Below are 17,271 nucleotides of genomic sequence, written 5' to 3'. Positions count from 1 at the left end.
AAGGCCGGTCCGATCAGGAGGTGAGCTTTGCTATCTCATCGACAGAGAGACCCGTGAGATCGGCGATGGTCAGTGCGTCTGAGCCCCGCTCTCTCATCCTGATGGCAATCTCACGGGCTTGCTCTACACGGCCTTCTTGCCTGCCCTGCTTGATACCCTGAGCAATGCCGCGTTCCATGGCCTCCCTCTCACCTTCGATGCGCAGCGTGGCCTCGTCTAGAAGGGCCTTCTCGCAGACCTCCATCATCTCTCTCACCATTCTGTCCGATGACGCCTTCTTCATCTCACGCATGGCCATCATCATCTCCTCCTCGTTCCTCAGCACTTCGGGGACTTTCCCGGAGTCAAAGGCATAGTGCTCGCCGAACTTCAGCACGTGGAGCCATTTCTCAAAGCGAGTCCGCAAGTACCGCGGCTTATCCTTTTTGAACTTCGGAAGCTCGATGAAGTGAAGCTCCTTCAGGTCCGTGAGCTCTCTCTTTGATTTAATATTAGCATACCGGTATATATTGTGTAAATCCCCTTCCTCGCTGAAAAGCCGAAAGTTCAGAATCGATATCGAGATGGACTTCCTGAGGCTTATAGTGGTCAGCTCTCTTATTTCCCGCGGGTCCATCGATTCACCGCCTTTCCCGTCTCTGCCGGATTTCCGTCCTGACATAATTATAGCGGGGAGAGATTGCCGGTATATGGAGAAAAGGTGACAAGAAAAGGTTTTTCTGTTAAAAGAATGTGAACACCATGGCGCGGTCTTTGCACTGCCGCAGGGCGCCTTTTCTCTGCGCTGGAGGGGCTTTCTGAGGTTTCGGGCAATAAAAACGCATTTCAAGCCTTTCAGGCTCTCGGGAGGGCATCCTGTAATGACCGTCAATCTCAATAATGACAGGCTTTTTAGCATGTGGCTATTTTGACATGCCATCTATTCTGAGGTATAATTAATATGGGATACATAAGAAACCCATTAACAATAAAAATCCAATGAAAGGAGGAGTTATGCCATTTCCCGAGGTGATCCGCGAGTATCCCGGCTATGAGGCCACCATGGAAGGCGGGCAGGTCTTCAAGGCAGTCCCCGGCCTCCCGCTGGTCACGCACGGCGCCGACGAGGTGCTCTCGCGGTCGAACTGCCGGCATATATTCCGCGATCTCACCGGGGAGGTCCTGGACTGGAACCTCTGGTGCCTCTCTTCTGCCGGCAACAGGCTCGACCTTCTCATAGGGGAGGCTCTTCATTCCCTTAACGGGAGGCTCGATAAGCTCGGCTACGTCCGTATCGGCGATTTTGTGCGCGAGGAGCTTGGGATCTCTTCCAGGAGCGGCTGTGAGCTGATGAGGAACGCCAAGGAGCTTCAGAAGCTCCCCCTCATCAAGGAAGCCCTTGAGAGCGGGAGGCTCCGCAAGAGCGCGCTGCGATATCTTTTCCAGGTCGTCACTCCTGAGACCGAGGCGGAGTGGCTTTCAAAAGCCATGCAGTCCACCATAAGAGATCTAGAAGAGGAGGTGAAGCGTTTTAAAGCCGGTGCCGGGGAGGCCGGCATCAACACATTCGGGGCCAAAGATGATGACGAAGAGGATACAGGGAGCCTCGCGGTAAGCGTGCGGGTTCCTTTTTCCGTTGGCGCGAAATGGGATCGGGCCATCGAGGTCTTCCGCAGGTGTGAGGAGGCGGAGCTCCCTTCGGAGTCGTTCGTGGAGGCCCTTCTTGCGGAGTTCGCCGCTTCGGCGCCGCTCGGGGGTATCGGGGATCCTGGCACAACGGTGCAGTCTCCGGAGGATTCCGATTCCGGGACAGGGAAGCCTGAGGCTCGGGAGGCCGCGGGAGCTTCTCTCTGCCGCTCGCAGGGGAAAGACTCCCAGGGAGCCTGCGTCACCCACGGCGAGGGGGCATACTCTCGGAATAGCCTTGATGCTTCCGGCACCAAGGAGAACGGAACCGATCCCGCCATCGAGAAGAAAGCCCTTCTCCTTGGCGCCCTGGCGGGTGCCATCGGCTCCCTCGATGACGAGGCCTCCTTCGGCGAGCGGGACAAGGAGCTTGCCCGCCAGGTCCACAAGGATCTCGAAGAGGTGTCGCACCTCTGGGCATTTCTCCCCTGGAAGCCCGTCACGGTGGATCTTCCTTCTGAATTCCAGGCTCCCGCAGGCTATTGCTCCGATGCCGATACCGCCGTCGGGACCCCGGACGGGACCCAGGTGCATCCTCCCGCCGATCCCTTCGAGACGGTCGCCCGCCTGAGGTCGATGGCTTCCCTGCGCCACTCCCTCTCCTTCTACCAGGGGAGGCTCCTTCGGACTCTCAACAATTTCGGCCTCTACAGGGACATGCTCTTCCTGAGCCTGGGCCACTACACCAGGGAGCGCCTCGGGATGTCCCGCAGCACCGCGTATTCTCTCATCAAACAGGAAAGGTGGTATCTGGAGTATCCCGATATGCTGGACCTCGTGAAGGTGGGCAAGCTCAGCCCCGAGCAGGCGCGACATCTTACCAGGGTCTTCATTGAGGGGACCCGCGTCCAGGGGGCGTGGCTCTCCTACGCCCAGGAAGTCCCTGTCGCCACCCTCATGGCCTCGGTCGAGGGATTCCTCCGCTTCGCAAAGAGGGCTGTCCACAAAAAGTGGGACATCCATCCCGAGGCCTTCGAGGTGGCCGTCATGGGGAGGTCCGTCAGAAGGGTTTCCCCCGCAATCTCTAATGCCACGGAACCCAGTGGGGATAAGGGTTTGGATGTCGCAGTCCAGATTTCCGCACAGCAAAAAACAAGGGAAGGGGGACATAGTTCCGGGGGAGCCGTCATCTGGCAGGTCACCCAGGGCGGTGAGCACCCCGAACTCCCCGAAATTCTGTCAATCCTCTCTGGGGACTCCCACAAAGACGGAACCTTCGGGTCAAACCCCAAGGAGAGGGGCGCCCTCATTCGCTTCTTCATGAAACGGGACCTCATACCTCTCTGGAACCATGCCGTGAGGCTCTGGGCCACCGGCAGACCAGAAGAGGCCGTCGATGACGGTCAGCAACTCCCCCTCTTCATCGAGGCGCTCCTTGACGCCTTCCTCTCCGCCTGGGACCTCCCCGAAAAGAGGGACCTCCACCACCGCACTCTGGCCCGTGATAATTACCAGTGCCAGGCCCCGGGCTGCCGGTGCCGGCGCAACCTTCAGTCTCATCACATTATCTTCCGCTCCCACGGGGGAAGCGACAAGCTTCACAACAGAATCACCCTCTGTATGGCTCACCATCTCAGGTGCGTCCACGAGGGCCACCTCGTCATCAGGGGCAGGGCTCCTCACGGCCTCACCATCATCTTCCCACGCGGCAGGAGAATCAATGAGTGCCTTAAATCCCGGTGAAACTGAGTCGTCAGGAATTTTGCCTGGAGGTCATGGGAGTACCTCTGCTGCAGGACTTTTGCCCGCGCCCTGATCCCCCGGGTACCACCCCCGGTCCACCATCTCGGGAAGAAGACGCCGAAACCGCCCGAGGAGAGGAGGCCCGGCGCCGTTTTAACATTCTCTTAACAAAAGGTCAATATAGTTGTTACATCCCGGCAACAATATGGCAATGAATATCTGTCATACTGAGAGTAAGGAATTATCAGGAGGGATGGAAAAAATCTAGGCCGGTGTGCTCGTGTCACAACCAGGTCTAATTATTTTCCCGGAACAGCGCCTGATGGTCAATTCCTGACCCCGCCGAGAGAACCACAAAGCCCGCACGATACCCCCAGGAATGACAGTGCCCATCAGGATCTCATACTCAGGAGCATCACTGACGGCATCATTGTAAATAAGGAGATTTACAATGTGCGTCAGAAGAAAAACCTGCACAATTGAGGCCTTATCAAGGTGTGTACAGAATCAGCCTGGGCAGTAATGATAGAAAGCCCGATACACCTGGGGAAAAATAAAACAAAGAGAGGTGGAGGAGATGGCGACAGGCATACAGACAGGAATGAGAACCGCCACGAGGGAGCAGCAGGGAAGCACCGCGGCACCTTCATGGGCGAAAATGTTGAAGCTCATAGAATCAATACCCGCGGCGACCAAGAGGCTTATCATGATCGCAGCGGCGGCACTTATCATCGTAATCCTTGCAGTCTCACTCTATGGCAAAGCTTCGGCATATGTGCCACTCTATGATTTCAAGCTCACCGCCAGGGATACGCAACAGATCACTCTCAAGCTCTCGGAGCTGGGTATCCCTTACGCCACGGGCAAAGGTGACAGCGCGATTCTTGTGCCTCCGGCAATGCTCATCAAGACGCGCCTGGAGCTCCAGTGCTACGGGCTCCCGAGAAAGCAGGCCGCGCAGGCCGACACTGGCTCCTCGCTGACGCCCCTGACAGATGGCGACAAAAGGTATATCCGTCACAGGGAAAAGGAGGAGCAGCTCACCGAGATAATCAGGCAGTTCCAGGGCGTGGCCGACGTATCAGTGCTTCTCGTGATCCCCGAGAAGGATTACTTTGATACCGAGAGCCGCGAGCCCCAGGCGGCCATCATGGTGCAGCCCGAGCCGGGGGCAGCCATAAGCTCGGCCCAGGTGAAAGGCATTGAGGACTTTGTCTCTTCATCGGTAGAGAACCTCAGGCCTGCAAAAATCAAGATAGTCGATGACAAGGGCATTCTTCTCAACAGGAGCGCCGCCCTGTCACAGGGCCCGGGCGAGCAGGCCCAGGCCTGTGGGCAGTTCCGGCAGCAGAAGGCTGCTTTCGAAGGTGATCTCGAGGCCAGTGTGCAGGATCTCCTTGACAAGACTTTCGGCCAGGGAAGGACAAAAGTGGCCGTCAATGCGACGCTTGATTTCTCAACATCCACGAGAAAGATAAAGAGGGTGGGCGGCATTGGAAACACTACTGGCACAGCCGATCAGAAAACAAAGATAATTGAGGAATCCTATGATTCAAAAGCTGAGAGTGACAGGAACGGCGCTCTCCAGGTGGCATCAGGCCCCATCAATTCAGGGAAGGGGATGAACTACCGGAGAAAAGAGATTGTGAGAATGTCAGACATTGACACGGTGGAGAGTCTCATCACCATCCCTGCGGGGAGAGTGGAGAGGATCACCGCCAGCGTGGTGGTGGACAATTTCAAGCCCGCTGTCGTGGAAAAGATCTCCGAGACGGTAAAGAACGCCATAGGTTACGACGGAAGCCGCGGCGACTCTGTGAGCGTCGTGAGCATCCCCATACCCCATCAGGGCATGCAGGCTGTGATATTCCCCATCGGTACCTCCCTCAAGACAGGAAAAAGGAGCGGCCACGCGGCTCTCTCCTTCCCGCCTGCCCTTCTGCTCATACCGGTCATTACACTCATCATAGGGTTTGTGCTCTTTCTCCTCGGGCAGAACAAGCTCCAGCTCGAGCGCTCCCGGCTCGTCCTTGCACCGGGGCCCACGGCCACCGCAAGCGACATCACCGATCTGATCAACGATCGCTCCGGCCGGGCATCGCTGCCTCGTGAAACCCTCGTAGGCACCTCGGCCTCACTGGAGAAACTGGCAGCCCACAACCCCGCGGCTTTCGCCAGGATGCTCAAGAGCACCATTATCTCAGAAAAAAATCCCTGATCCCCTGTCCTCCCCCAAGATGGCACGGCGGCATCCACCTCTCCCCGTGCTGAAAGCGGGCGCGTCACCCCCGGGCGCGCCTGTTTTATTTTTCCCGGTCCCGTTGAAACTTTTTCCCCGCCTGAGCGGTAGTCTTCCATGAGAGATGAAAGGAGGTGATATCATGCACAGAACGAAACTACTCACCATAGCCCTTGCAGCATTACTTTGCATCGCCATCTCGGGCGGCTTCGCCGACATTGCCCAGGCAAAGCAGGCGGCAGCCACTCAGGCATCGCAGTCAGTGAGCCCCCAGGCATCTGCAGGGACAAAATGCCCCTGCGGCCCCGGCTGCAGCTGCCCTCCGCAGAGCTGCAAGGACTGCAAGCCCGGAAATTGCTCATGCAAAGGCTGCACGGGCAACCAGGCCAAAAGCTGCTGCCCGGCGGGAACACAGTGCGCCCCTGGCATACAGGGTCAGAAACAGATGGGAGCTGCGTGCTGCACTTGCTGCAATCCATGCACATGCGCGCCATGCCGCTGCGCCCAGCCGAAGCAGCAGGGAGCTGCATGCAGATGCAGCCCATGTAAATGCGCACCGTGCCGCTGCGCTCAGCCGAAATAAAAACCTTGATGTACGGCCGGGGGAGGAGCCTGTGGCAGCTATCCACAGACAGTCCATGAAATGACAGAAGCACAGGAGAACACCACTCGCCTCTCCCCCGACCAGGAGGTTATGGGCAGGCTCTTTGTATCGGGAGATCCCGATGATTTCCAGGAGCTTGTAGAGCGCTTCAAGAAACCGGTGATGAAGCTTGTTTACCGTATGACAGGTGATTATGAAGGGAGCCTTGAGGTGGCCCAGGAGACTTTTATCAAGGCCTGGCGCTCAAGAAAGGCATATGACAGGAAGAGGCCTTTCACGCCCTGGCTTTTCAAAATAGCGGCAAATGCAGCGAGTGATTTCATTGCAAAAAAGCGGGCAAAGGGAGAGGAGCCCCTCGAGAGTGCAGAAGGCCCCGGTGAGGGACTGCAGGGCTGCCACTGGCAGGACTCAGTGATTGGGAACATATCGGCCCAGGAGCTCCTGTCAAAGCTTGATGAACCGTACAGGACTGCCTTGATTCTCCGGTTCGTGGAGGATCTCACCTATGATGACATTGCACGTGTTATGGAGACCACAGCAGCACAGGTAAAGAATTACCTTTTCAGGGGAAGGCAGAAGCTTGCCGGGATCGCAAAGGAGGTCCTCATATGAAGGATCATGGCGAATGGATTGAAAAGGTGACGGCCCGTCTGGAAGGCACCCTGAGCGGCGAGGACCTCAAGGAAATCAATGACCATTTGGAGGGCTGCGAGGAATGCCGTAAATATTATGAGTTCTCAAAAAACATCGAGCACGCGGTGAAATCCGAGATCCCTCTGCCCCTGCAGTTCACCGCCAGGGTCATGAGTGCCATCCCTTCGGCATCCCTCTGGCGGAGCATCCTTCCCGTGCTTTCTGTGGAATGCGCTTTCTTCCTTATCCTTTTTGCCCTGTCTCTCCTCTTTTCCCAGGCAGGGCATGGGTTCCCGCTCCTCCAGGGCATGCCGGGAAAGCTCCTGTTCCCCGGCATGGCGGGAGCCTTCCTGTCACAGAACGGCCTTTTTCTCGTCTTTTACAGCCTGGCGCTCTTCCTTCTCTACCTCATCCTCGTAAGAGTGAGGCGGGGGAAAACTGCCATTCCCTTCCGGAATGGCATTACAGGGGGTAAGACCTCATGAAGGCGTTGAAAATACTTCTGCTCCTTTTGCTGGCCCTCCTTGCCTGTGCCACGGCCTCTTTTTCTGAAAGCTGCAGCGCGCGCCATGAGAAAGGATGCAGCTGCCCTCCCTCCTGCCCCTGCTGCAAGGGGGAGTGCGGCGGGCGCTGTGACATGGTGCGCATGGGATGCACATGCGGGCTGCAAAGCGGCCAGAAGGTGAATAACGTGCTGCTGATCCTGAACGAAGGCACAGTGAGCGGCGAGGTTGCGGGGCACTGCATCGCAGTGGGGAGCCGCCTCACCATCGCAGGAAATGCGGAGGTGAAAGGCGATCTTGTCACCCTCTTCAGCATCCTGGAAAAAAGGGCCGAGCCCTTGGTCTCAGGCAGGATCGTGAGCCTGGGGACTATAGATATATCTCACTTTCCACCCTTCCTCCGCTTTATGGTGACCTTATGGGAGCCTCTCCTTGCCCTGGTGCTCCTCCTCTCAACATTCGGCTCGCTGAAAAACCTCTCGCTCTGGGGTGCAAAAAAGCCTGCCCTGGTGCTCCTGCTTGGTTTTGCAGGGCTCCTCCTCTTTGTCCCGGCATCTCTTCTGGGGGGCACGGCATCCCTGATCATGCTGACGATCCTTGCGGTTTTCTCGTCAGCGGGATTTGCCCTGGGATTCTCGAGCATGGCATGCCTTGTTGGCGAGAGAATATCTCCCGCGCTGATCCGCTCACCACTGCTGAGAGCACTTATTGCCTTTTCAGGGCTCGTGGCACTCTCGGTACTACTTGCTTTTGTGCCCTCAGTGGGAGCCTATGCATCGGAAATCCTGAAAATGTCGCTCCGCACCCTGGGACTGGGCCTCCTGCTCTCGATTCCTTTCTCATCAATGAAAAAACCGGCCCTCACCTGCTGAGCAGCGCACCTTCCCGGGCAGTTGACAATCCCTTTCAGCCGTGATATCATATCTATCATGAGCGATATGAGAATAGCTGTTAAAATACTGAAAGCCGCGGCAGACAGGAACCGCATCAGGATATTAAAGATTCTGCAGCACAAAGACGGAGCCTGCGTATGCGAGATCCAGAAGATCCTTGGCGTCGGGCAGTCCACTACGTCAAGGCACCTGAGAATCCTTGAGGAAGCAGACCTTATCTACACCGTGCGTGAGGGGAAGTGGATCAACTGCTTTCTGAATGACAGGACAAAAAACCGCGAAGTAAAGGGAATGCTCCAGATGCTTGGAAAATGGCTCGAGGAAGACCGCCAGACCGGGACTGACCTCAAGAGCCTTAAAACCGTTGACAGGAGTTCTCTCTGCCAGAGCGAATAATTTTTTTTGAATTTATATCTATATTTGCAGATATGTAAATAAATAGCATCATACGACAGGAGGCGAATGTATGGCACAATGCTGCACCAGTCCTGCGAAGAAGAAGCTTTCATTCCTGGACACCTATCTCACTCTCTGGATATTTCTTGCCATGTTCATCGGCGTAGGTGCAGGGTACCTCTTCCCCGGAGTGAACAAGGTGCTCACGGCATTCCAGGTGGGCACCACTTCCATACCCATCGCCATCGGCCTCATCCTGATGATGTACCCGCCCCTGGCCAAGGTAAAGTATGAAGAGATGGGGAAAGTATTCCGCGACGTGAAGGTCCTGTCACTCTCCCTGGTGCAGAACTGGATCATCGGTCCCATACTGATGTTCGTCCTGGCCATTGTTTTTCTCCGCCCCTATCCCGAGTATATGGTAGGACTCATTCTTATCGGCCTTGCCCGCTGCATCGCCATGGTCATCGTGTGGAACGAGCTTGCCGAAGGCAACACCGAGTACTGCGCCGGGCTCGTAGCCTTCAACTCAGTGTTCCAGCTTCTCTTCTTCTCGGTCTATGCATGGTTTTTCATCACCATACTCCCCCCGCTTGTGGGCCTGAAAGGCGCTGTCGTCAACATCTCTATCGGTCAGATCGCCCAGTCTGTCTTCATCTACCTTGGAATCCCCTTCATCGCGGGGGTGATTACCCGCTTCAGCCTCATCAAGGCAAAGGGCAAGGAATGGTACGAGAAGGAGTTCATCCCGAAGATAAGCCCCATCACCCTGATAGCACTGCTCTTCACCATAGTCGTGATGTTCTCTCTCAAGGGAAACTATATCGTGCAGCTCCCCCTTGACGTGCTGAGAATAGCGGTGCCCCTCTGCATTTACTTTGTAATAATGTTCTTTATCTCTTTCTTTATGGGATACAAGCTCAAAGCCGGCTATACCAGGACTGCGACACTCTCGTTCACGGCGGCAAGCAATAATTTCGAGCTTGCCATCGCCGTGGCCATTGCAGTCTTCGGCATCAACTCAGGTCAGGCCTTCGCCGCCGTCATAGGCCCCCTCGTGGAAGTGCCCGTACTTATTTCGCTGGTGAACGTGGCCTTCTGGTTCAGGAAGAAGTGGTTCGCCGGAGAAGATGACGACATGACCGTCACGCCCTGCTGCTCATCATAGATTGGAGCCCCACATTCTATGCTCCACCGATTTTTAAAGAGGTAAGAAAGGAAGACTGAAATGAATATGCCCAGAGTAGTGGTCATCCCCTGCAGCGGCATCGGCAAGCCCCTGGGCACCGTAGGCCGCCAGGCGACCTATGATATTGTCGAAAAACGCTGTAAGGAAACAAGCACCACCACCTGCCTTGCCCTTCTGGTATCGGGCGATGATGAGGCGGTGCGCCTGGTAAGGGAGAACCCCTGCATCGCCCTTGACGGGTGCCCCAAGGAATGTGCCCGCAAGAATATCACCCTCGCGGGAGGCCTCGTGAAAAGCAAGCTCCGAGTGATGGATATCCTCAAGGAGCACCGGGGATATAAACCGGAATCGGTGCTCCACATCGGCGAGGGCGGAGAAAAGCTTGTGGAGGCTCTTGCCGACAAAGTTGAAAAAGAGATAGAGCGGATCCTGGGAGAGGAGGGGAAGGACCATGGGAAATGACGTGAAAGTAGGGCTTATCTCCTGCAGCGGTGAAGAGATCGCCGAGGGAACGCTCTCCCGGGCCGCTGTCCGCATCGTGCTGGAAAAGCTCAGGCCACTGCAGACTGTCACCATCTGCCTGCCTCTCTTCCTTGCCGGCGACGGGGGAGAGCGCGCCTTTGTCGAGCGCTATCCCACCATCGCCGTCGATGGCTGCGGTAAGCGATGCGCCCAGCAAGGCACCGAAAAATACAGCGGCAAGGTCGATGACGTGGTGGTTATCGATGAGCTTCTTGAAAAACTTGGAGAAAAAGCTCCTGCTTCGAGAAGGGATTTCACGGAAAAGGACTGGGAGCTTGCCGAAAAGGTGGCCCTGGAGATAGCCCGCAAAGTGGATCTCGTGCTGGCAAAGGCCGCGCAGGAAGGCCGCGCAGGAACAGCAGGCGGTGCTCCCCTCCCCGAATGCTCCTGCAGTTCCTCAGGCCCCCGCACCGTTTCAGTGAAGGTTCAGGGAAAGACTCTCGAGCTTGTGGCTCTCGACGGCATATTCTCGCTGGTGTCAAAAAATGGAGAACTCTCTGACGGAGAGAGGGGACAGGAGCTCGCGCGACAGGCAGGGATCTATAACGCCATTCCTGAAGCAATAAGCAGTGCTTCCCTTGGAGAGGCGCTCCTGCGGGAATATATGAAAGGACGGAAAAAATAATGAAAGACCCGGATGTTATGGAAGACAAAAAACCAGGATTCATCATGTGTGTCTGCACCGGTAAATGCCCCGGTTTCTCTAAAATGGATATGTGGGATTTTATTAACAGGGTCCGGGTGGAGCTTCCCGTCGAGTATGCCTTCATCCATCCCCAGCTCTGCGAAGAGGACGGCGACCGTTTCTGGAAAGACTTTATCCAGCCCGGCAGGACCTATGTGGTGGGCGGATGCGCTCCCTCGATGCAGTACAAGCTTTTCAGGGATGCCTTCAGCGAAATGGGGCTCGATGTGAAAAAACACCTGGCGCCTCTCGACGTGAGGGATATGACTACCGACCAGGCCTTTAATGCGGTGGAGAAAAAGCTTGCCGATATGGAGGCGAAAGATGTCTGAAAGCACCTTCATGGGAGTGCCGAGGGAGAGGATTCCCTGGTATCCCGTTATAGACTATACAAAATGCAATTTCTGCATGGAGTGCGATAAGTTCTGCCCCCACAAGGTCTTTGAGCGCAACGAGGGTGAGAGGAAGCTCGTGGTGAAAAACAAAGAGAACTGCGTCGTGTTCTGCCGTGCCTGCGCAAAGACCTGCGAGCCCGACGCCCTCTCATTCCCCAATAAGCAGGAGACAACGGCACTCATTAAACAAATACGCAAGGAGGAGGAAGCGAAATGAGCGGATCCGAGTTTGCCCTTCTCCCCTGCAACGGCTTGGACAAGTCTCTCGGGCAGATCACAAGAGCGGCGGCACTCAATGCCTGTACTGCCCTGCCGGAGCTGGAGCTTCTCTGCCCCATGGTATGCTCGCAGGACCCCGGCCGGTACAAGGAGAGTGCCGAAAAGAAAAAGCTGATCGTGATAGACGGCTGCGGCACAAGGTGCGCGACAAAAACGGCGGCGGCTCTTCAGGCAGGCATTGCATTGAAGCTCTATGTCCCTGATGTGGTGAAAAGCACCGGCAGCAGGCCCGAGGCTTCTCTTGAGCCCGGCCCCGGGGGCCTGAAGGTGGCAGGTGAAATATCACGGCTCATTATGAGTCACTGCTCTGAGAAAAAATCCGAAAAAGCTACCGAGGCCGGTATTGAAGACTGGAACCGCCGGGAGCTCGACTTCTTAGAGGCCATGGTCGATAAGTTCGTGCTGAAAGTCCCGAAAGAGGGATACCTCTTCAATGAGAACGATTGCTGGGCTTTCGTGAGAGGCTCGACAGCCCTCATAGGCATCAGTGATTATCTCCAGACCAGGGCCGGCGATATCATGTACGTGGGCCATCCCGATCCCGGGAAGGAAATCTCCCAGTTCGACGAGGCCGGCGACTTTGAATCGAGCAAGTCCGTGCTGCAGGTCATCTCGCCGGTCTCAGGAGTTGTCGTGCGCATCAATGAGGCATTGAAGGAGCATCCTGAGCTTCTTAACGAAGACCCTTACCGGCGGGGATGGATCGCTGAGCTGCGCCTCACTCAGCTTGAAGAGGACCGGGAGCTCCTGCTGGAAAGCGAAGCCTATTTCAAGAATATGATAGATAAAGCGCAGAGGGAAATTGCAGGCCGACACTAGCCTTTAAAGCTCATAGAAATGCGTGGCTCGAATAACTTGCTGCGGTTATATCGGGAATATTAAAGAAAGAGGTGTGGTAATATGAAGGAAGAAAAAATCAGGCAGACGGTGCGTGAGGAATACGGAAAGATTGCGGAGAGCGGCGGCTCCTGTGGCTGCGGGTGCAGCTGCACCTCCACGGGGGAGATCGGGGAAAAGATAGGCTACTCCAGGGATGAAATGGAGGCCGTGCCCGAAGGCGCAAACCTGGGCCTGGGATGCGGCAATCCTACGGCTCACGCCGCCATAAAGGAAGGCGAGGTCATCATCGACCTGGGCTCGGGTGCAGGCTTTGACTGCTTCCTTGCAGCCCGCAAAACAGGACCGAAAGGCAGGGTGATCGGCGTCGATATGACGGCGCAGATGCTTGAGCGCGCACGGGAAAATGCCCGCCGTGGAGGGTATGGCAACGTGGAGTTCCGCCTCGGCGAGATTGAAAACCTCCCCGTGGCAGACAATTACGCCGACAAGCTTATCTCAAACTGCGTGATCAACCTTTCGCCGGACATGGAGCGGGTGTTCCGCGAGGCATACCGGGTGCTCAAGCCGGGCGGGGCCCTTTATGTGAGCGACATTGTGCTCGTGGAAGATCTTTCACCCCAGGTGAGGGAGTCGGTCACGCTCTATATAGGCTGCATTGCCGGCGCCCTTCTCAGGGACGAGTATATGAAGCTTGTTGAGAAAGCCGGTTTTACGTCAATAAAGCTGGTCAATGAGTCGCCTCTGCCTTACGAGGCCGTGGAGCGCACCGGTGTCCCGCAGGCGGAGGCTCAGAAAGCCTGCGACTCTGCGCGGAGCATTATGGTGACCGCAAACAAACCAAAGAATTGAAAGGAGAAAAAACAATGAAAAAGATCGAGGTTCTGGGCCCGGGATGCCCCAACTGCACGAAGCTCTATGAAGAAACAAAGCAGATTGCGACAAGCCTCGGCATCGAGTGTGAGATTGAGAAAGTGAAGGACATGGGCAGGATCCTTGGATATAATATCCTTGCCACGCCTGCACTTGTCGTGGACGGCATCGTGAAGGTCGCGGGAAGGATCCCTGACGCTGAAGAGATAAAGAAGATCCTCTCAGCCTGAGAGAGTAAAGAGAGTGGTGTCGCAGGCCTGTTCCTTACTCTGCACGCAAAGGAGAGCTCCATGAAAAAATTGTTGATCCTCATTCTTTCAGTATCACTTCTCTTATCCATCACCGCCGCGGCATGGGCCCAGAAGCCCTCAAAGAGCGTCGCCCCTTCCAATTCAAAGATTATTGTCTATTACTTCTACAACAATTACCGCTGCCCGACATGCAAGAAGCTTGAAGCCTATACAAGCGAGACGCTCACTTCAAAATTCGCCGATGCCATGAAAAAGGGGCTCATCACCTGGCAGATGGTGAATGTAGACCAGCCCGCCAACAAGCATTTCATCAAGGAATACAAGATTTTCACCAAGCAGGTCGTGCTGGTGGAGACGAAAAACGGGGCGCAGACGCGCTGGAAGAATCTCGATAAGATCTGGAATCTCCACAGTGACAAGGCGAAATTCAGCGCCTATATTGAAAATGAGATTAAAGCCTTCAAGGGAGGCTCGTGATGGAATCCGGCGCAGCAGGAGTGCTCTCGGCCCTCTGGCTGGGGATTCTGACGTCCATAAGCCCCTGCCCGCTCGCCGCCAACATCGTCGCCATCTCCTTTATCGGCAAGAACGTAGGCAGCACGAGGAATGTCATTCTCGCGGGGCTCTTCTATACACTGGGAAGGGCTTTTACTTACGTGCTCCTCACCATGTTCATCGTCTCAAGCCTGCTGTCCATACCTGAAGTCTCAATGTTTCTGCAGGAATGGATGAACAAGGTGACAGGCCCCCTCCTCGTGCTCGTAGGGCTCGTGCTTCTCGAGGTGATCAATCTCAGCATGTTCAAGGGACGTGGCATAAGCGATTCCCTGAAGGAGAAAGTGGAAAAAAGCGGCATCTGGGGAGCGGCGCTGCTGGGCATCGTCTTTGCCCTTACCTTCTGCCCCGTTTCGGCGGCCCTCTACTTCGGAAGCCTCATCCCCCTCTGCCTCGGCGCGGCCTCCAAGGTGCTGTACCCCGCACTTTACGGCCTGGGGACAGCCCTGCCCGTCATTGGCTTTGCCTTTCTTATCGCTTTTTCCGCACAGTCCGTAGGGAAAGCTTTCAACAGCCTGGCAAAAATCGAGGGGTGGGCGCGGCGCATCACGGGGGGCGTCTTCATTCTGGCAGGCATCTACCTCTCCCTCAAGCATATCGGGGGATTATTCTGATATACTGACGCACATTGTTAATTACAATGATGTCGTCAGGTATGCTCTGGAGTATAAAGCTGGAATATCGCGAAAAGGGCCTATCCGACAAAGGAGGTGCAACAATGCCAGACAAATCGCTCACCTTTGACTCGCTCTGGCTTGAGGAGTATATGCAGGAGCATGGCGGGATAATGAACATCACGGAGCGCTATGTGACCCTCGGGTGATGACAGATATTCAAGGCGCCATCAGGTCTGATGGGAAAACCGGAAAATCCTGGCGACTTTGAAGAGTACTCTTCAGGGGAGCTTAAATTTTATATCCACAAAGAGATATGGAATACCTATGACATGGCAAAGGGAGAGCTTCTCATGCGCATTGAAGGCTACGGCAGGTTCACCCTCCGGCTTGCTGAAGACTCCACCGGCCTCCATAAGGGTAAGCCGGCAGACCGGGAGAAGAGGTAACCACGGAAGGAAGACATGTCGGATCAATCAGGATCACTGATATTGCTGAAATAAGTCACAAAGGAGGACATCATGGACCAGGAAGACATCAGAAAAGCAGTACGGGAAGGATACGGGGCCATCGCGCAGGATTCTGGAAGCTGCTGAGGGCCGAAGTCATCGTGCTGCGGGACCAGCACACTGGCGGAAGACCTGAGCAAAAATATAGGGTACAGCAGTGAAGAGCTGTCCTCCCTTCCGGAGGGGGCCAACCTCGGGCTCGGATGCGGAAATCCCGTTGCCCTCGCCTCTCTCGCGGAAGGAGAATATGTACTTGACCTCGGTGCCGGAGCGGGGATTGACTGTTTTCTCGCGGCGAAGAAGGTCGGCGGCACAGGAAAAGTCATCGGCGTCGATATGACGCCCGAGATGGTGGAAAATGCCCGGAAAAATTCCAAGGCATCGGGGCTGGGTAACATAGAGTTCAGGCTGGGAGAGATCGAGCACCTCCCCGTTGCCGATAACTTCGTTGATGTGGTGATCTCAAACTGCGTGGTAAACCTCTCGCCAGACAAGACACAGGTGTTCCGCGAGACTCACAGGGTTCTCAGACCGGGCGGGAGACTCATGATCTCTGATATCGTGCTCCTGAGAGAGCTCCCCGAAAGCATAAGGAAATCAGTGGACGCCTATATCGGCTGCATTGCGGGAGCCTCATTGAAGGAGGCTTATCTCGCCGCCATCAGAGATGCTGGATTCATCGAGGTGGCGGTGCTTGAAGAGTGCGTATTCCCCCTCGACTACATGGCCAGTGATCCCACGGTGCAGGCAATTATTAAAGATGCAAAGATCCCCATGGATGAGATAAGGAAGGCTGCCGACTCCATAGTGAGCATCAAGGTCCGTGCATACAAGCCGGAAAAATGAGGAGGAATGCGATGAAAATACTCTATCTTTGCACCGGGAACTCGGCGCGGAGCCAGATGGCCGAAGCCTGGACAAGGCACCTGAAAGGCGGTATCCTCGAGCCTTATTCTGCAGGCATCGAGGCTCACGGCATCAATCCCCTCACCGTCGAGGTGATGAAGGAGGCGGGGATTGACATAAGCGGCCAGCGTTCAAAGACCTCTCTCGAGCTCCTGAAAGAGGGCGTCAAAGTAGATTATGTGGTCACACTCTGTGACGATGCCAGGGCCTCGTGCCCTTTCTTCCCCGCGCAGGTGAAAGTATTACACCATGGTTTCAGGGATCCCGCGAAGGCTGAAGGCTCTCATGAGGATCGGCTCAAGGTTTTCCGCGAGGTGCGCGACGAGATAAGAGCCTACGTGGAAAGCCTCCCGGAATCGCTTCCTGGATAGTGGGGACCAGTTAATGAATGAATTAGTCTGTTACTGCCTTGAATACCGAGAAGAAGACATCATCCGCGATGTCATCGAAAATGCCGGACGCTCCCTGATTATGGAAAGAATAATGGCTGAAAGGCAGGCCGGCACCTGTGAGTGCAGCACCAGGAATCCCAGAGGCACGTGATGTCATGCCGATGTCCGCCGTGTTGCGGAAAAGGCGAAGGCTTCCTCATCGATGCAAGCCGAGGTGAGATTGAGCTCCTTGTGAGCTGGGTGAACCTCTGCGAGCTTTACTACCTCATCAAGCGAAAGAAAGGCTCAGCAAAAGCACATTCTCTTCTCACCGCCATGAAGAACTGGCCTGTCACTCTCATTCCTGCGGCAGAAAAAGAAGCGCTCGCAGCGGGAGAACTCAAAGCCGATTACAGGATTTCTCTTGCCGATGCCTTTGCCGCCGCCACTGCCATACTCCATGAGTGCCCCCTTGTCAACAGCAATCCAGAATTTATTCCCCGCTCTACCGCTTCACCTCGGACCTTAAAGGGGATTCCCCATCGGAAAAATTTTTTCTGCAGCTGCAAGAGGGCCACTCGCTGACCCCACCGGTATGGGCAATGGCCGGGAGAGGGCAGAAACAGGCCGTGGCGATTCTTTAAGAGCCTTCAGGGTCATTTTTATCAT

Annotated in this window: 22 protein-coding genes and 1 pseudogene; 22 read left to right on the top strand and 1 reads right to left on the bottom strand. The window is 55.5% G+C overall.

The features are described from left to right. Nucleotides 1-13: 13 nt before the first annotated feature. Entirely contained in the window at nucleotides 14-616 is a 603-nt protein-coding gene (locus tag RDV48_15695) for an Rpn family recombination-promoting nuclease/putative transposase (protein ID MDQ7824244.1), read from the bottom strand. Nucleotides 617-993: 377 nt separating this feature from the next. On the opposite strand from RDV48_15695, the gene RDV48_15690 reads away from it, so the two are divergent. From RDV48_15690 to RDV48_15585, 22 genes and pseudogenes are all read left to right on the top strand, one after another. Beyond that, complete coding sequence (locus RDV48_15690; protein MDQ7824243.1) at nucleotides 994-3,348, top strand: hypothetical protein; 2,355 nt, start codon at nucleotides 994-996, stop codon at nucleotides 3,346-3,348. Nucleotides 3,349-3,925: 577 nt separating this feature from the next. After that, nucleotides 3,926-5,566, top strand: a complete 1,641-nt coding sequence (gene fliF, locus RDV48_15685) for a flagellar basal-body MS-ring/collar protein FliF (protein MDQ7824242.1) — start codon at nucleotides 3,926-3,928, stop codon at nucleotides 5,564-5,566. Nucleotides 5,567-5,729: 163 nt separating this feature from the next. Further along, nucleotides 5,730-6,170 carry a hypothetical protein gene (locus RDV48_15680; GenBank protein MDQ7824241.1) on the top strand — a complete coding sequence of 147 codons (441 nt, stop codon included), beginning with the start codon at nucleotides 5,730-5,732 and terminating at the stop codon, nucleotides 6,168-6,170. 60 nt (nucleotides 6,171-6,230) lie between these two features. Beyond that, on the top strand, nucleotides 6,231-6,803 hold the full coding sequence (locus RDV48_15675) for an RNA polymerase sigma factor (GenBank protein MDQ7824240.1): 573 nt from the start codon (nucleotides 6,231-6,233) through the stop codon (nucleotides 6,801-6,803). Next, a complete protein-coding gene (locus tag RDV48_15670) occupies nucleotides 6,800-7,309 on the top strand; it encodes an anti-sigma factor (GenBank protein ID MDQ7824239.1) in 510 nt (169 codons plus the stop codon). Before RDV48_15675 ends, RDV48_15670 begins: the two co-directional genes overlap by 4 nt. Continuing rightward, the gene (locus RDV48_15665) at nucleotides 7,306-8,199 is read left to right on the top strand and encodes a hypothetical protein (protein ID MDQ7824238.1); all 894 of its coding nucleotides are present in this window, start codon (nucleotides 7,306-7,308) and stop codon (nucleotides 8,197-8,199) included. Before RDV48_15670 ends, RDV48_15665 begins: the two co-directional genes overlap by 4 nt. Before the next feature lie 66 nt (nucleotides 8,200-8,265). Further along, nucleotides 8,266-8,616, top strand: a complete 351-nt coding sequence (locus tag RDV48_15660; protein ID MDQ7824237.1) for a metalloregulator ArsR/SmtB family transcription factor — start codon at nucleotides 8,266-8,268, stop codon at nucleotides 8,614-8,616. Between the two features lie 70 nt (nucleotides 8,617-8,686). After that, entirely contained in the window at nucleotides 8,687-9,784 is a 1,098-nt protein-coding gene (arsB, locus tag RDV48_15655) for an ACR3 family arsenite efflux transporter (GenBank protein ID MDQ7824236.1), read from the top strand. A 60-nt stretch (nucleotides 9,785-9,844) separates the two neighbouring features. Continuing rightward, entirely contained in the window at nucleotides 9,845-10,267 is a 423-nt protein-coding gene (locus RDV48_15650; GenBank protein MDQ7824235.1) for a putative zinc-binding protein, read from the top strand. After that, the gene (locus RDV48_15645) at nucleotides 10,257-10,952 is read left to right on the top strand and encodes a putative zinc-binding protein (protein ID MDQ7824234.1); all 696 of its coding nucleotides are present in this window, start codon (nucleotides 10,257-10,259) and stop codon (nucleotides 10,950-10,952) included. The genes RDV48_15650 and RDV48_15645 overlap by 11 nt, the downstream gene beginning before the upstream one ends. Then, the gene (locus RDV48_15640; protein ID MDQ7824233.1) at nucleotides 10,952-11,344 is read left to right on the top strand and encodes a hypothetical protein; all 393 of its coding nucleotides are present in this window, start codon (nucleotides 10,952-10,954) and stop codon (nucleotides 11,342-11,344) included. Before RDV48_15645 ends, RDV48_15640 begins: the two co-directional genes overlap by 1 nt. Next, nucleotides 11,337-11,624: a 4Fe-4S dicluster domain-containing protein gene (locus RDV48_15635; GenBank protein ID MDQ7824232.1), complete on the top strand. Its 288-nt coding sequence runs from the start codon at nucleotides 11,337-11,339 to the stop codon at nucleotides 11,622-11,624. Before RDV48_15640 ends, RDV48_15635 begins: the two co-directional genes overlap by 8 nt. Then, on the top strand, nucleotides 11,621-12,505 hold the full coding sequence (locus tag RDV48_15630; GenBank protein MDQ7824231.1) for a putative zinc-binding protein: 885 nt from the start codon (nucleotides 11,621-11,623) through the stop codon (nucleotides 12,503-12,505). The genes RDV48_15635 and RDV48_15630 overlap by 4 nt, the downstream gene beginning before the upstream one ends. 81 nt (nucleotides 12,506-12,586) lie before the next feature. Then, complete coding sequence (gene arsM, locus RDV48_15625) at nucleotides 12,587-13,375, top strand: arsenite methyltransferase (protein ID MDQ7824230.1); 789 nt, start codon at nucleotides 12,587-12,589, stop codon at nucleotides 13,373-13,375. A 14-nt stretch (nucleotides 13,376-13,389) separates the two neighbouring features. Then, nucleotides 13,390-13,626, top strand: a complete 237-nt coding sequence (locus RDV48_15620) for a thioredoxin family protein (GenBank protein MDQ7824229.1) — start codon at nucleotides 13,390-13,392, stop codon at nucleotides 13,624-13,626. A gap of 60 nt (nucleotides 13,627-13,686) precedes the next feature. Next, nucleotides 13,687-14,124 carry a nitrophenyl compound nitroreductase subunit ArsF family protein gene (locus tag RDV48_15615; protein ID MDQ7824228.1) on the top strand — a complete coding sequence of 146 codons (438 nt, stop codon included), beginning with the start codon at nucleotides 13,687-13,689 and terminating at the stop codon, nucleotides 14,122-14,124. Then, nucleotides 14,124-14,816, top strand: a complete 693-nt coding sequence (locus RDV48_15610) for an aromatic aminobenezylarsenical efflux permease ArsG family transporter (GenBank protein MDQ7824227.1) — start codon at nucleotides 14,124-14,126, stop codon at nucleotides 14,814-14,816. The genes RDV48_15615 and RDV48_15610 overlap by 1 nt, the downstream gene beginning before the upstream one ends. A 239-nt stretch (nucleotides 14,817-15,055) precedes the next feature. Next, nucleotides 15,056-15,265, top strand: coding sequence for a hypothetical protein (locus RDV48_15605; protein ID MDQ7824226.1), 210 nt, complete (start codon nucleotides 15,056-15,058; stop codon nucleotides 15,263-15,265). A gap of 168 nt (nucleotides 15,266-15,433) precedes the next feature. Then, nucleotides 15,434-16,171 (top strand): annotated as a pseudogene (arsM, locus tag RDV48_15600) (arsenite methyltransferase). An 11-nt stretch (nucleotides 16,172-16,182) separates the two neighbouring features. After that, a complete protein-coding gene (locus RDV48_15595; protein MDQ7824225.1) occupies nucleotides 16,183-16,602 on the top strand; it encodes an arsenate reductase ArsC in 420 nt (139 codons plus the stop codon). A 13-nt stretch (nucleotides 16,603-16,615) separates the two neighbouring features. After that, nucleotides 16,616-16,774 (top strand): hypothetical protein, encoded by a 159-nt coding sequence (locus RDV48_15590; protein MDQ7824224.1) that lies wholly within the window; start codon nucleotides 16,616-16,618, stop codon nucleotides 16,772-16,774. Nucleotides 16,775-16,854: 80 nt separating this feature from the next. After that, a complete protein-coding gene (locus RDV48_15585; protein ID MDQ7824223.1) occupies nucleotides 16,855-17,187 on the top strand; it encodes a PIN domain-containing protein in 333 nt (110 codons plus the stop codon). Nucleotides 17,188-17,271 lie beyond the last annotated feature (84 nt).

This window comes from Candidatus Eremiobacterota bacterium (assembly GCA_031082125.1).
In the GTDB taxonomy this organism is placed as follows: domain Bacteria; phylum Vulcanimicrobiota; class CADAWZ01; order CADAWZ01; family Ess09-12; genus Ess09-12.
This window is presented reverse-complemented; position numbering and strand designations above follow the sequence as displayed.

Excerpts from the sequence above, each read along its gene's own strand:
- RDV48_15675 (MDQ7824240.1), top strand. The coding sequence starts at position 6,231 with ATGACAGAAGCACAGGAGAACACCACTCGCCTCTCCCCCGACCAGGAG.
- arsM (MDQ7824230.1), top strand. The coding sequence starts at position 12,587 with ATGAAGGAAGAAAAAATCAGGCAGACGGTGCGTGAGGAATACGGAAAG.
- RDV48_15690 (MDQ7824243.1), top strand. The coding sequence starts at position 994 with ATGCCATTTCCCGAGGTGATCCGCGAGTATCCCGGCTATGAGGCCACC.
- RDV48_15605 (MDQ7824226.1), top strand. The coding sequence starts at position 15,056 with ATGGGAAAACCGGAAAATCCTGGCGACTTTGAAGAGTACTCTTCAGGG.
- arsB (MDQ7824236.1), top strand. The coding sequence starts at position 8,687 with ATGGCACAATGCTGCACCAGTCCTGCGAAGAAGAAGCTTTCATTCCTG.
- RDV48_15635 (MDQ7824232.1), top strand. The coding sequence starts at position 11,337 with ATGTCTGAAAGCACCTTCATGGGAGTGCCGAGGGAGAGGATTCCCTGG.
- RDV48_15680 (MDQ7824241.1), top strand. The coding sequence starts at position 5,730 with ATGCACAGAACGAAACTACTCACCATAGCCCTTGCAGCATTACTTTGC.
- RDV48_15665 (MDQ7824238.1), top strand. The coding sequence starts at position 7,306 with ATGAAGGCGTTGAAAATACTTCTGCTCCTTTTGCTGGCCCTCCTTGCC.
- RDV48_15630 (MDQ7824231.1), top strand. The coding sequence starts at position 11,621 with ATGAGCGGATCCGAGTTTGCCCTTCTCCCCTGCAACGGCTTGGACAAG.
- RDV48_15610 (MDQ7824227.1), top strand. The coding sequence starts at position 14,124 with ATGGAATCCGGCGCAGCAGGAGTGCTCTCGGCCCTCTGGCTGGGGATT.
- RDV48_15660 (MDQ7824237.1), top strand. The coding sequence starts at position 8,266 with ATGAGAATAGCTGTTAAAATACTGAAAGCCGCGGCAGACAGGAACCGC.
- RDV48_15695 (MDQ7824244.1), bottom strand. The coding sequence starts at position 616 with ATGGACCCGCGGGAAATAAGAGAGCTGACCACTATAAGCCTCAGGAAG.
- RDV48_15670 (MDQ7824239.1), top strand. The coding sequence starts at position 6,800 with ATGAAGGATCATGGCGAATGGATTGAAAAGGTGACGGCCCGTCTGGAA.
- RDV48_15620 (MDQ7824229.1), top strand. The coding sequence starts at position 13,390 with ATGAAAAAGATCGAGGTTCTGGGCCCGGGATGCCCCAACTGCACGAAG.
- RDV48_15640 (MDQ7824233.1), top strand. The coding sequence starts at position 10,952 with ATGAAAGACCCGGATGTTATGGAAGACAAAAAACCAGGATTCATCATG.
- RDV48_15645 (MDQ7824234.1), top strand. The coding sequence starts at position 10,257 with ATGGGAAATGACGTGAAAGTAGGGCTTATCTCCTGCAGCGGTGAAGAG.
- fliF (MDQ7824242.1), top strand. The coding sequence starts at position 3,926 with ATGGCGACAGGCATACAGACAGGAATGAGAACCGCCACGAGGGAGCAG.
- RDV48_15650 (MDQ7824235.1), top strand. The coding sequence starts at position 9,845 with ATGAATATGCCCAGAGTAGTGGTCATCCCCTGCAGCGGCATCGGCAAG.
- RDV48_15595 (MDQ7824225.1), top strand. The coding sequence starts at position 16,183 with ATGAAAATACTCTATCTTTGCACCGGGAACTCGGCGCGGAGCCAGATG.
- RDV48_15615 (MDQ7824228.1), top strand. The coding sequence starts at position 13,687 with ATGAAAAAATTGTTGATCCTCATTCTTTCAGTATCACTTCTCTTATCC.
- RDV48_15590 (MDQ7824224.1), top strand. The coding sequence starts at position 16,616 with ATGAATGAATTAGTCTGTTACTGCCTTGAATACCGAGAAGAAGACATC.